Here is a 12,354-nt window from a genome sequence, read left to right as displayed (position 1 = left end):
ATCATCCCGCTGGGTGGTGTGCGGCCTAGCACCATCCAGTCTTCCCTGCGCTGGATGTTGGAGAGCTTTGAATGCAAGTACGAAGAGTCGTAACGGGACACGATGAGCACGGTCGCTCAGTTTTCCTCTCCGATGCTGATGCACCCCGTGCAAAAAACTTCCAAGACTTACCGGGCTACGGCATTGCCCAGTTGTGGGCGACGCAACCGGGAAGTGAACGTGACGCAGATCTGACCACTGCGGGCGGCTCGCTTATTCCAGGGCCTGGCGGCACGTCGCTTTTGATGGTCAGCTTACCTCCAGACACGGTCATGGCGGCACCGAGGAATCCCGAGCGTGCACTAGCCGAAATGCGTGAGTCCATGCCGGGGCTCATCGATGTTTTCGAGGCAGAGGATCCTGCGATGCACCGCTCGCCGACTTTGGATTATGGCATCTTGCTTGAAGGTGAGTTGTGGCTGGAGCTCGACAACGGTGAGCAGCGCCTCCTGCGCGCGGGTGATGTGATTATCCAGCAAGGTACCCGTCACGCCTGGCGGAATCACTCCGAGAAGCCAGCTAAGGCACTCTTTTTCATGGTGGGGGCAGCGGCTACTGCACGCTAGTCGTCTTGCCCAGACACGCTTGATCAACAGGCGTTGAAACAAGGAGTGAGTATGAAGCTTTACCAGTTCGTTGGGCTGTGCGGGAGCCTCCGAAAGCAATCCGCGCATGAGCAGATACTGCGTACCATGGCGCAAGAGCTTCTGCCGTCAGATACGCACCTGGCGCTGTTCAGGTTGCATGAAATACCGCCGTACAACGAGGATCAGGATGGGGATGCGACGCCAGCTGCTGTGCTTGAGCTTAGGCAAGTTGTAAACGCAGCGGACGGCGTAATCATCGGATCGCCTGAATACAACCATGGCATCTCAGGCGTATTGAAGAATGCGCTGGATTGGTTGTCGAGACCACATGGCAAGTCAGTGTTGGCAGCCAAGCCGGTTCTGACATTCACTGCCTCGCCAGCGTTTACAGGTGGTGTGCGAGCGCAGCAGCAGTTGAATGAGACTCTGTGGGCCATTACTGCTGACTTGGCCCGCTATCCGCAAATAGTGATCGGCACTGTCCACAGCAAGCTATCCGATGGGCGTTTGGTCGATGAGTCCGCTCGGGAATATGTCAAGGGTGGGATTCTGGTGCTAAGACAAATGGTACATTCACCCACGTGAGCTGCTGAAATGAAGGACAGTCAGTAGCGTCTTCTCCAAGACATGACGTACTTGATGTCTCTATTTGGTTGTATTGACTGCGTATGCGCAGCTAAGCGCGCATAAAAAAACTCTTCCACGGCCCACTAAAACTGAATGGATACAGTCGCCGTTCGTAGCCGAAAGCCAGAAAATCCAGGTTTGTAGTCAGGCTCTGCGTTTGGGCGCGCAGGAGCATGAGGGCTAAGCCATCTCCGTGGAATTGCTATGCCCGCTCGCCCAAAGCCTCCAACGCTTGTAGGTTAAGTGGCCAAGTGTGTGCGGGTCATAGCCGCTGTCCTGAATGTATCGACTGGTCACTTCGTTCAGTCAGTCTTGTCTGCTATTCAAGCCAAGGACTTGGGAAAACCACCACGCTAAAGAAAGCAATATGTGCCGGTCTTCCATACCCTGCATACCTCCCGCTAGCACCCAGCGAACCGCTGAAAAATCCTGCACCAAAACCGAACTGCCAAACGTGATTTTGCCCGAATATGGGGCTAAATCACCCCAGCCTACCATCTACGCTTGCAGACAAGGCGGCATAGACCTTGTTGGCATAGGTATTGCTTTATCTCTAAAAACCGAACGAATGTTCGAGCGGTTTCGGGTTTCCAGGTAGATTGATAAATCGGGCATCCGAGGTGCCAGAAATTTAGGGGGAGCAACCATGTCAGCCAGGTTTCCAACCATAGCGATCGTCGGAAGCGGCCCATCTGGCTGCTACGTTGCACAGTTCCTTCAGAAGAAATGGGACGGGGCTCAGATCACGATCTTTGAGGCCCTGCCCGTACCTTATGGTTTGGTACGCTATGGGGTTGCTGCAGATCATCAAGGCAGCAAGGCCGTCATCCAGCAATTTGAGCGTATGTTCGAAAAAGGTGGGGTTGAGTTCTGCGGGAACGTGACCATTGGACGAGACATCGCCTATACGAAACTAACCGAATCTTTCGACATCGTCGTCCTGGCCACTGGGCTGAATCATGATGCTTCTCTAGATATCCCTGTTAACCCTCTCGCGCCGGTTGTAGGTGCTGGGTGCGTACTTAAGGCGTTGAACGGGCATCCAAGAGTTAATCTCCCTAAAGCTATGGACGGCACCGTTAGGGAACTCGGGAAAAATGTCGCGGTTATCGGCAGCGGGAATGTTGCGGTTGATGTGCTTCGGATGGTTGCAAAAACGGACTTCGATCTCCTTGGCTCAGATATCGCGGATGAGATTCGACTAGCCCTGAATACGCAGGGAGTTGAGTCTCTGACCCTCATTAGTAGATCAAGTGCATCTGATGCAAAGTGTGATGTTTCAATGATGGCTGAGTTGCTAAGTCTTCCAGGGCTGAGTATTCGAGTTCATGGTGTTGGGGCACACGAACAAGGCTATGTAGCAAAGCTACTCCAGTCTGTCCCCGAGCCAGCAAGTACAGACTGCAAATCTAGCTTGCTAGTCAACTTGATGTTTAATTCGGTTCCAAAGGAAGTTGATGAAGAAAATGGTTTGGCGAAATTGACGATCGTGGATCGGCTTACAGGAGTAGGGCGTAAAATGGAATTTGAAACTGTGGTGACTGCCATCGGTTTCAATAATGGGAAGAAAAATCAGTCTACGATTCCGCCTGAGGATTTGACGGGCATGAACATTTATCGTGTAGGCTGGCTCAAGCGAGGCCCTAAAGGCACTGTTGCTGAAAATAGAAAAGATGCTAAAGCAGTTGCGGATCAGATTGTAGTGGACTACGAATCCGGGCTATTGGGGGCGAGGAAACTTGGCCTTACTTCAATTGCTCATGAGTTACCCCTCGGTGTTGTTAAACATCAAGGATGGCGTCGGATTGATCAATACGAAGTGAGATCTGCGAGCCAAGGCCGATGCAGGAAAAAAATTACTGATGTTAGTGGAATGCTCAGGGTGGCGGGCGGTGACGATGCCTTTGATAGTGCATCAAAGGTTAAAGAAGTTGTTATCCAAGTTTCTTGATCCTAAAAGGTAAGAAAATGTCTGATGTTCTGGTGGTTTTTGGTACTGAAAGTGGAAATGCCGAGATGGCGGCAGATGATATTGCATCATCGCTTAGTTTGCGTGGTGTGGTGGCTGAGGTGAAGTCTATGGAAGATGTTTCCGCAGATGAGCTCTCTGCCGTAACTGAACTGTTAGTTGTCACCTCCACCTACGGTGAGGGAGAGCTGCCCGAAACCACCGCGCCATTTTTTGCTGACTTGGTAGCGGCACAACCTGATTTGAGCAATGTGGACTTCTACGCCTTTGGGTTGGGTGATAGCACTTACGCTAAGTTTAACAATGCGATTGATGTTGTGGTTGCAAAGCTAATCGATCTGGGGGCAAGCCAGGTGGGTGAGACGGGACGGCACGATGCGGCAAGTGGAAAATCAGTTACGTCCGTGGCGCAAGCCTGGATTGACAAGGTCTATAAGTAAGAGTAGGAAAGAAAAGTGAACATTACTCATGAAGTTTTACCTTGGGCAAATCCTGATTTTCGCCGTAATCCTTATCCTTGGTACGCTCGTTTGCAGCGAGAGTACCCAATCTACAAAGAAAATGAGCGCACTTATATCGTCTCGCGATACGATGATTACATCGAGTTTGTGAGGCACCCAGCTATGAGTATGGTAGAGCCCGAATGGGTTAAGCCTCACCATTGGCACGTGTTTCTGGATACCATACTATTTTACGATCCGCCCAAGCATACCTCGCTTCGTAGGCATACAAATAAGTGGTTTACACCCAAGCTTGTCAAAGAGTGGGTAAAACATACTACGGACGTAACTCGAGAAGCGCTGAAGCTAATTGAGGCTGACGGATACATTGAAGCACATCACCATATCTGTGTTGTCCCGACCCATATCACGATGTGCCGAGTTCTAGGTATTGCTGAAGACGACATCGAGATTGCTACTCTCAATGCCCTTAAAATTGTGGGTATGCAGACTCCAGCCGCAACTCAGGCGGATAAGGATCGGGCACGCGAAGGGTTCGATTGGCTGTTCTCCAAGTGTCAAGCCATGATTGAGGAGAAGAAAAAAAATCCAGGTGATGGTTTGCTGGACGCGATGTTGGCTCTGGAGGCGTCCGGGGACATGAGTCCTGAGGAAGTGATTCAGACTCTGGTGCTTTTCTATTTTTCAGGTGCGCCAAATCCGGCTTATGTTCTGGCGTCGATTTTGGAGCATTTCGCCAGAGAACCTCATCTTTTCGATCTTTATCGGAATGAGCCAGAGTCTCGGCAGGCTATGATCAACGAGTTCATTCGATTGAATCCACCGGAGCAGTCATTCACGCGTTACCCTACTGAAGAAGTAGAAATTCGAGGTGTGAAAATACCTGCAGGTTCTTGTATTCGATTTATGACTGCGGCAGTTAATCGCGACGAGGCAGTGTTCAAACGACCAAACCAATTCGATCACACGCGCCCTCAAGAGGCGAGCCAGCATGTCTCTTTCGGTATTGGAGTTCACGCTTGTGCTGGTCAGGTAATCAGTAGGGCAGAAATTGAAGCCTCGCTGAATGTGATTGCTGAAAATTACTCCAGCATAGAGTTGGCTGAGGAACCGGTCACCTTGCACGATGATCGCATTCGGAATTACTTGACGCTTCCGTTGATTTTTAATAGATAATTAAAACTCATTTTAAAAGGTTGGTTCTTACCCTTGCGCACAGATGGTAGCGTTAGGCGTCGACTTGAGCTGTCTAATTGGGTATTTGAGGGGCTTATGAAATATCTGTTTATATATGCGTGCAAGGGTAAGAGCTACGTTGGTCGATACGTTAAGCAGGCTGCGTCGATCCTGGTAGCTGAGATTTACTCCAATCTACATTGAAAATAAGAAAGTCTTAGAAACCCACCTCTGCCGAAAATGTTAACGACAGTTCTCACAGGAGACTAAAGCATGGCGAGTACTGCGGAGGCCAAGGTCGAAGAGCATACTTCTTCCTCAGGGCATGCAAAGCTTACAGGTCAAATGGGTGCATTCAGTTTGGCTCTTACTGTGCTGGCATTCTCAGCACCTCTTACAACGGTCTCTGGTTACATTCCAGTGGCCTTGTCTTTTGGTGGGGTTGCTAGTCCTTTGGCCTTTATACTTGTCACAGCAATGATTCTGATTTTCGGGATTGGCTACGTGACTCTAAATACTGCTGTCAAACGTCCGGGTGATTTTTATTCCTTCATCAGTTACGGGCTAGGGAAGGAGGCTGGTTTAGGGGCGGGCTTGATGGCGGCAGCGTCCTACTTCGTTATCTTGACTGGCGTAGCGGCCTATTTTGGCGTTTCATGTGCTGATTTCCATAAGGAGATCTCTGGTTACGCTTTACCATGGTACTGGTACTCTTTGGGCTGCTGGCTGGCGGTAGGTGTTCTTGGTTATTTGAATGTCGAACTGTCAGCAAAAGTTCTGACTTGGGTAATGGTTGCTGAAATAGTCGTTTGTCTGCTTTTTGTGTTTGGTGTTTTTGGCGCTGGAGGAGTATCTTCTTTGGGGGCTGATGTCCCGTTCACTCCTGGCGAACTGTCGAAGTCGAATGTGAATTTGCCATTTGCGATGCTCTTTGTTGTATCGTTCTTCATGGGGTTTGAAGCTACGGCGTTATTCCGCGACGAAGTTAGGCTGCCAGATCAAACGATTCCATTGGCCACCTACGGAGCTATTGTATTTATCGGGCTGATTTACACTGTTTGCGCTTATGCATTGATCATGGCCTACGGCTCGAGTGCTCAGGAAGTGGCATCTGCTTCTCCAGCAACTATGTTTTCATCTGCTTTCGAAAAGTTTGTAGGTGGCCGATATCGAATTTTGGTTTCAGGTCTTATTCTCGTTTCTGCATTCGCATGTATTCTTTCAATTCATAATGTGCTTTCTCGCTATCTCTATAACTTGGGAACTGATGGAGCGTTGCCAGGGTTTCTTAGACAGGTGCATCCGAGGTACGCGTCTCCGTACAAAGCATCTATCACCGTCTCGTTTTTGGTTCTTGCTGTACTTATGCCTTTCATTTTGCTGGGAGTTAAGCCGGAAATCCTCTATGGTCAGCTCTCGGGTGTTGGCACATCGGGCGTCATATTTTTGCTGACCTTTGTCAATTTCTCCGCCTTGGCTTGGTTTTTCACCAAAGGGAGGTTTGAGGGGGCGAGTTGGACTAAGTCGCTATTGGCTCCAGCTGTTTCTTCTGTGTTCTTTATTGTCCTGGTTTTTTTGGTTGCCAAAAATTTTGAATTGCTTGTGGGTGGGGAACCAGGGCAGAGAACCTGGATGCTATACAGTCTTGCTGTTGTACAAATAGTGGGTATGGGTTTGGCCTGCTACTATCGGGTGGCCAAGCCACATGTTTTTGAGAAGCTTGGTAGAAGTCATAGCTGAGCTAATCGCTCGGCGTTTGGGTGGGTATTTCCCACCCATTTTTTTGCAAGAAAATTTAGTGTTCAACGCTGTGCGGGTGATATGCTATGTAATTCATATTTTGAGCTTTATATGGATGGTTGCGAGAGTATGTCCGGATCCGAGAACACTACGGCAATGTTGGTTCGCCTTGAGCAGTATTTAGACACATTTGACTGGAGTGGGTTGACTCGTGGCAAGCAGGTGATTTTGGAATCGTTCCTGCTTGTAGCGACTCGCGAGGGAATCGCAAATGTTTCGATGCGCAGCCTGGCAGCAGCAGCTGGAGTGAAGCCCCCGACTATGTATTTCCACTTCCCTGAAGGGCGTGAGCAAATTGTCGCGGCTGCGATGCGTTGGCATTACAATAGTTTCGCTCATGCACTCAAAAGAGCGCTTGCTGAGTGTCGGACACCAGGCGCCTATTGGTCGTCTCTCATTGGCTTCCACGTTCGGCAGCAACTGCAGTGCCCCGAAAATGACATCTGGGATGCACTTGTTGCAACCGATCGTATCGCGAAAACCCTTCCTGAGGACTTACGGAGAGAAGTCGAGGATTGGGAAAGCTTTTGTGATTATATGTACTTTGCTATCGCCCAGGATTTGGGGGCGAAAGGATCAATGCTGGAGGCAAGAGCTTTGCGTAAGCTAATTGACTCTATTAATTCTTGGTGGTCTTGGAGTGGGAGCGAGGCGGACTTGGATGGAGCTGTCGCATACACTTTAAAATTGGCTCAGCGTATTATTATAACTTGATGCGTGCTTGGTGTAGCGGGATTTCCCATAGGGCCGTACGGGATACACTCTGTATGGCCAGGGCCGGTAGCGTTCAGCTGGCCGACTGCAGTTTTCGCTATGCTTTTCCATGAGTTTGGCCTCTTGTTGCAGTAATATTTACAGCAGCTCGGGCAGACAGGGCGTGTAGAAGACTGTGCTTTCAGCTCTTCAATTCCAAGCGTCGAGCTAGCAAATAGATTCCCAGCCCCACTAAGGCTGTGGCTGCACCGATGTAGCCTGTAATCGTCCAACCCATACCGGCTGTAATAGCCATCCCCCCGAGCCAAGGGCCCAGAGCATTGGCCAGATTCAATGCGGCATGGTTCGACGCTGCCGCCAGGCTAGGAGCTTCATGAGCAATATCCATCAATCTGATCTGGAGTGGGGATGTCAAGGCGATCATGGTGCCCACAAGCATAGAGCCGAGGAGCACAGACCAGATTGAGCTCGCAGCTACAGTAAAGAGCAGCATCACCACGACAGACCAAACCAGCACATATCCTACTGCACGGAATTGCAGTGCATCCGCTAGCTTGCCGCCGACGATATTGCCGATGATTCCACCGAGCCCGAATGCTGCGAGGCCAAAAGGAATCCATTGAGGGGAAACCATGGTGATCTGGAGCATGGTGGGTGCTAGGTAGCTGAACACGCAGAACATGCCCGAAAATCCAATGGCCGCGATTGCCAGCGCAAACCAAACCTGGGACTGGGAAAATGCTTTGATTTCTTTGGCAGGATTGCTCGCGACTTCATGGTGAGGGTGAGCGATAAACCTCCAAATCATTCCAATCGTGCACAAGGCTATCAGTCCAACTACTAAGAATGCTGAGCGCCATCCAAAGTACTGCCCGAGGACTGTCGCTAGAGGATTGCCCAAGAGCATAGCTAGCGTCAGTCCCAGCATCATTTTCGATACAGCGCTTGCCCGCTCGTCAATCGGCACGGCTTGCGAAGCGACTACCGCCGCGATGCCGAAGTAGGTGCCATGAGGTATGCCACTAATGAATCGGAACGCCACCATGCTTGCGAAGGTTGGAGCCAGAGCGCTGGCCACGTTACCGATCGTATAAAGCGCCATCAGTAGCATGAGTAGGTTTTTGCGTCGTAGCTTAGCGCCAAGAATTGCCAGCGCGGGAGCCCCAACCACTACGCCTGCGGCATAGGCGCTGATAGCGTACCCAACTTCCGGCTCAGTCAATGCCAAGTCAGTTGCGATGTTAGGCATGAGACCCATGACCGAAAACTCACCAGTCCCTATGGCAAAGCCGCCCAGAGCCATAGCTCCAAGAATCTTGGTAACTGCGCGCTTATCGGGGGTGGCAGGAACGGCTACCTGAATCGACATTTTATTCCTTTTGGCTGCCGAGGTTTTGAGGGCCTCTACGTAGATTGGCAAGGTACACAGGAGAGGCGGAGTTTTTAGGGCTATGGATCTTCTGAGCGAGGTAGGTCGTTAGCTAGCCGACTGCAACTTGCGTTGTGGCTTGGCGAGCGCCTGACTTCTGATAGCAGTGATTTTGAGTGCGGCATTAGCTGCCTCGCGGCCCTTCTCAACGAAATGAGCGCTGAAAATGCCACGGTGATGATCGGTTTCTTGGAAGTGATGCGGCGTGAGGGAGACTGAAAGCACTGGAACCCGAGTGTCCAGACCTACGCGCATCAACCCATCAACCACCGCCTGAGCAACGAAGTCATGACGATAGATACCGCCATCGACCACCAGCGCGGCTGCCGCGATGGCGGCATAACGGCCAGTCAAAGCGAGCTCCTGCGCCATCAGCGGCATTTCGAATGCCCCTGGAACGTCGAACACATCAATTTGATCGGCGGGGATGACTTCACAGAAACCTTCCAAGGCACGATCGACGATGTCGCTGTGCCAGCCAGCTTTGATGAAAGCGTAACGAGTGGCGACCATTTTGTTTACCTCATCTCTCTTGTTGTACGCATTCCCCGACTGCGGTGAGTTGAGGAATCCTTTGTTGGGCGCGAGCGTTTCCATCACGGAACAGGACACGTTTGCCTATCGCTTGTACATCCCGAACGATTTTGATCACCGGACGCTCTGGGGGCGCCCGGTGCATGTTGATCTATCAAGCAATCTCAGCGGAGGTGCGGTAACGGCGTTGATGCCATACCAAGCACTCGGCCGGCTCATCTGGAGTCATCACGATGTCGGAGATGGTGCCGATGAGGATGGTGTGGGAAAAACCATCAATAGCGCGTTCTAGCTTGCAATCAAAGGCAATCAGAGCGCTGCTCAGAAGCGGAGCCCCGGTGGCGCGCGTCACCCACTCAGAACTCGCGAAACGGTCAACGCCTCGCTGGGTGAATAACGTGGCGAATTCGGTCTGCTGTGGCTTGAGCACATTTACACCAAAGGTTCCTTGAGCGAGTAGCTCGTCGTGTGCGCTGGCGTTTTTATTGACGCATACGATAAGCGAAGGCGGTTCTGCAGACAGGCTGCAGAGTGCCGAAACGGTAAGCCCCATTCGCTTGTCACCTTGACCCGTGGTGACCAAGGAGACGGCACCGGGGAGGATCGACATCGCTTGCAAGAACAGATTCTTGTCGACCACGTCACTCACCTGGGTAATCTTTTCTACAACAGACATTTTTCACCTCCGCAGACTTGGCTGGTTTGATTTGCTCCGCAGCCGTAGCGCAATCAATCCGCCTGAAATCACATTCTTCTTTGAGTTTTCTTGCTGCCCTATGGCAGTTAACCGGTTCGGTGGAGGGAGCGATGTCCCGGCCGAAGCATTCGTCAATCTGAGATAGCTGCGTTTGGGAGCGGCTTGTCTCTGATCTCAGGTTCTCTCACTAGCGTGCATGCGAACTGTCCCAAGTTGAGCCAACCCATGGAAAAGCCTGTGATCAGCGGGTTTGAGCACTGGGGAGGAGGGGGAGACGCTCGTTAACCAGGTACGACGTCCTCATCAGCCCCAGCGTGTCCGCCATGCGGAAAAAATGACCCAAGCTGGGACAGTTCGGCGCTGTACGTGTGAGCAAGACTTGGCCCTGTCGTAGACCCTTGGTTAGGGAATGCGAGTAGCGAGCAGGACTGCCGTATAGCGAATCATTTTGGGGCTTCCGGCTACTTGAATTCCCGCATAAGAATAAATAGGAGCTGGACTCGTGAGAAATGGCGGATATGCCTTTTTAAGGGCCGGAGCTAGTAAGGAATTGACGCAAGAGTCCTATGAGGGCTTTTGTGAGATGATTCAGAGAGAGCATGTCGATTGCTTTGGTATCTCGGATGTATTTACGATCCCATATGTTGCAATGATGCTTGCCAAAACAGGTCGCTACAAAGCCATTGTTGCTTGTGCGCTGGTTAATGAACAGGCGGCTTGGCACCAGGAACACCTTGTGAAAAGTGTTTTCGAAGGCCTGACGAAAGTAAGTGTAGATACCGACGTGTTGATAGTGCCGTTGATCTTCGAATCGTCGGCTCGCACTGACAGCAATCATCGCCCCCTTGATGCTGAAGCGTTATTTTTAAAAGGAATGGAGGCCGCCAGTACGGCCTTGGAAGTTTTCAAGGTGAAGTCTTCAGTTTTTGCGCTAAAAGACGTTCTTTCAAGGCTTTGGCCCGTTTGAAGACGGCGCGGCTGTGATTAAAACGTCCTTTCGATTGCCGTCACTAGGTCTGATATGTCCCTCAAAACTGTTTCCATTCGCGTTAAAATCGTTGCCCTCGCGGGTCTTTGCCTGTTGGGTATCGTCGGTGCTGTGGTATCCATGAATATCCACATATCAGGGAGAAATAACTTACTGATCGCACAGTCAAGCGAGCAGATTATGATCGCGAATGCAAAGAGCTTGCTCCTGTCTGAGGCCAGCGAGCAGGCTGTGTCTCTGGACGGGCACTTTGGACAGAGCTTGATGTTGCTCACTTCTATCACAGACCAGGTAACGGCCCAGCGAGAGGGGTGGGAGCAGCATGGTGGTGACGCCGCAGCACAACGTGAGCTTCTCAATCAGACCTTGAAAAAACTGTATGAGCGTAATGCTTCCCTAGGTTTACAGGGGCTCTGGATTGTTTTTGAGCCCAATAGCCTGGATGGGCAAGATGCGAATTTCCGAAACGATCAGAAACACAGCGGAAACGACAAAGGGCGTTTCACTTCTCAGTGGAGTAGGTACGGAGGAGCTTCGGTCAACTCGGTAATTCCTGAGGCCGACTTCGGGCGAGGTGACCTAAATGCCAGTGGTGTTCCGTACAATAATTGGTATCTGTGTCCCAAGACAACCCGATCCATATGTCTCCAGCCTCCGTTCAAGGACACCGTGAATGGCGAGACCGCGTTGCTGACATCGCTATCTATGCCGGTCGTGGTTAATGGTGTTGTCGTTGCGGTGGTGGGGGTGGATCTGTCCTTGGCCGCGCTGCAGGCTGGCGTTCAAAAAAGCGCTTCTGAGCTTTTCAAAGGTCGAAGTTATATCGTCATTACTTCCAATGACGGGGTTGTGGCAGCGAACAGTGCGAACCCTTCCGCCATTGGGTTAGAGCAGGCAGGTAAAGCGCATAGCAGATCTACGCATAGCACCCCAAGTGTAGAGGAGGTCGAGGACGAGGTGCGAGCCGTCTTCCCAGTTCGTCTGACCGAGTCGACAGATCCTTGGTATGTCATTTTAGGCGTGCCCCGCCACGCCCTGCTGGAAGACTCCCTGGCGATGCAGCGCCAATTAGACGAAGCTCAATCAAAAGGCGTGAGGGACACGCTTCTGGTTGGAATTGCCGCTGCGCTCGTTGGCTTGGTGATGATATGGCTGACTGCGTCAGGCGTGATTCGCCCGATCAATGCAGTGGCGGAGATGCTCAAGGATATTGCTACCGGGGATGGTGATCTGACGCGTAGGTTGGGATATTCAAAGCACGATGAGCTAGGTGAGCTGGCAGGTTGGTTCAACCGCTTCCTGGATAAGTTGCAGCCCACCGTTGCTCGAATCA

At 51.2% G+C, this 12,354-nt stretch carries 11 protein-coding genes and 1 pseudogene; 9 read left to right on the top strand and 3 right to left on the bottom strand.

Annotation, left to right across the window (positions count from 1 at the left end; all coding sequences use genetic code 11):
* Nucleotides 1–71 precede the first annotated feature (71 nt).
* The 7 genes from PspTeo4_RS11570 to PspTeo4_RS11540 all read left to right on the top strand — a co-directional run bounded on the left by PspTeo4_RS11570 (nt 72) and on the right by PspTeo4_RS11540 (nt 7,373).
* On the top strand, nt 72–605 hold the full coding sequence (locus PspTeo4_RS11570; RefSeq protein ID WP_322363888.1) for a cupin domain-containing protein: 534 nt from the start codon (nt 72–74) through the stop codon (nt 603–605).
* A gap of 51 nt (nt 606–656) precedes the next feature.
* Nucleotides 657–1,211, top strand: a complete 555-nt coding sequence (locus PspTeo4_RS11565) for an NAD(P)H-dependent oxidoreductase (RefSeq protein ID WP_322363887.1) — start codon at nt 657–659, stop codon at nt 1,209–1,211.
* Nucleotides 1,212–1,899: 688 nt separating this feature from the next.
* A complete protein-coding gene (locus tag PspTeo4_RS11560; protein ID WP_322363886.1) occupies nt 1,900–3,204 on the top strand; it encodes an FAD-dependent oxidoreductase in 1,305 nt (434 codons plus the stop codon).
* A 17-nt stretch (nt 3,205–3,221) separates the two neighbouring features.
* Nucleotides 3,222–3,662 (top strand): flavodoxin domain-containing protein, encoded by a 441-nt coding sequence (locus PspTeo4_RS11555; RefSeq protein ID WP_322363885.1) that lies wholly within the window; start codon nt 3,222–3,224, stop codon nt 3,660–3,662.
* 15 nt (nt 3,663–3,677) lie between these two features.
* Nucleotides 3,678–4,859, top strand: a complete 1,182-nt coding sequence (locus PspTeo4_RS11550) for a cytochrome P450 (protein WP_322363883.1) — start codon at nt 3,678–3,680, stop codon at nt 4,857–4,859.
* Nucleotides 4,860–5,132: 273 nt separating this feature from the next.
* Nucleotides 5,133–6,599, top strand: a complete 1,467-nt coding sequence (locus PspTeo4_RS11545; protein ID WP_322363882.1) for an APC family permease — start codon at nt 5,133–5,135, stop codon at nt 6,597–6,599.
* 156 nt (nt 6,600–6,755) lie between these two features.
* On the top strand, nt 6,756–7,373 hold the full coding sequence (locus tag PspTeo4_RS11540; RefSeq protein ID WP_322363881.1) for a TetR/AcrR family transcriptional regulator: 618 nt from the start codon (nt 6,756–6,758) through the stop codon (nt 7,371–7,373).
* 181 nt (nt 7,374–7,554) lie between these two features.
* Here PspTeo4_RS11540 and PspTeo4_RS11535 read toward each other — a convergent pair whose 3' ends face one another.
* From PspTeo4_RS11535 to PspTeo4_RS11525, 3 genes are all read right to left on the bottom strand, one after another.
* Nucleotides 7,555–8,676 (bottom strand): MFS transporter, encoded by a 1,122-nt coding sequence (locus PspTeo4_RS11535; protein ID WP_322364846.1) that lies wholly within the window; start codon nt 8,674–8,676, stop codon nt 7,555–7,557.
* A 174-nt stretch (nt 8,677–8,850) separates the two neighbouring features.
* On the bottom strand, nt 8,851–9,402 hold the full coding sequence (locus tag PspTeo4_RS11530) for a 6,7-dimethyl-8-ribityllumazine synthase (RefSeq protein WP_322363880.1): 552 nt from the start codon (nt 9,400–9,402) through the stop codon (nt 8,851–8,853).
* 88 nt (nt 9,403–9,490) lie between these two features.
* Entirely contained in the window at nt 9,491–10,012 is a 522-nt protein-coding gene (locus PspTeo4_RS11525) for a flavin reductase family protein (RefSeq protein WP_322363879.1), read from the bottom strand.
* Between the two features lie 523 nt (nt 10,013–10,535).
* Here PspTeo4_RS11525 and PspTeo4_RS11520 point away from each other — a divergent pair.
* Both PspTeo4_RS11520 and PspTeo4_RS29895 read left to right on the top strand, forming a co-directional pair.
* Entirely contained in the window at nt 10,536–11,000 is a 465-nt protein-coding gene (locus PspTeo4_RS11520; protein WP_322363877.1) for a 6,7-dimethyl-8-ribityllumazine synthase, read from the top strand.
* 54 nt (nt 11,001–11,054) lie between these two features.
* Nucleotides 11,055–12,323, top strand: a pseudogene (locus PspTeo4_RS29895) (HAMP domain-containing protein); the annotation flags it as partial.
* Nucleotides 12,324–12,354: the final 31 nt, after the last annotated feature.

This window comes from Pseudomonas sp. Teo4 (assembly GCF_034387475.1).
Lineage (GTDB): Bacteria > Pseudomonadota > Gammaproteobacteria > Pseudomonadales > Pseudomonadaceae > Aquipseudomonas.
Note: the sequence above shows the minus strand (reverse complement) of the source record. Positions and strands in the feature narration are given on the sequence as shown.

What these genes read in the sequence shown, in the direction of transcription:
- PspTeo4_RS11545 (WP_322363882.1), top strand. Translation starts at nt 5,133, where the DNA reads ATGGCGAGTACTGCGGAGGCCAAGGTCGAAGAGCATACTTCTTCCTCA.
- PspTeo4_RS11565 (WP_322363887.1), top strand. Translation starts at nt 657, where the DNA reads ATGAAGCTTTACCAGTTCGTTGGGCTGTGCGGGAGCCTCCGAAAGCAA.
- PspTeo4_RS11555 (WP_322363885.1), top strand. Translation starts at nt 3,222, where the DNA reads ATGTCTGATGTTCTGGTGGTTTTTGGTACTGAAAGTGGAAATGCCGAG.
- PspTeo4_RS11570 (WP_322363888.1), top strand. Translation starts at nt 72, where the DNA reads ATGCAAGTACGAAGAGTCGTAACGGGACACGATGAGCACGGTCGCTCA.
- PspTeo4_RS11540 (WP_322363881.1), top strand. Translation starts at nt 6,756, where the DNA reads ATGTTGGTTCGCCTTGAGCAGTATTTAGACACATTTGACTGGAGTGGG.
- PspTeo4_RS11525 (WP_322363879.1), bottom strand. Translation starts at nt 10,012, where the DNA reads ATGTCTGTTGTAGAAAAGATTACCCAGGTGAGTGACGTGGTCGACAAG.
- PspTeo4_RS11560 (WP_322363886.1), top strand. Translation starts at nt 1,900, where the DNA reads ATGTCAGCCAGGTTTCCAACCATAGCGATCGTCGGAAGCGGCCCATCT.
- PspTeo4_RS11535 (WP_322364846.1), bottom strand. Translation starts at nt 8,676, where the DNA reads ATGGCTCTGGGCGGCTTTGCCATAGGGACTGGTGAGTTTTCGGTCATG.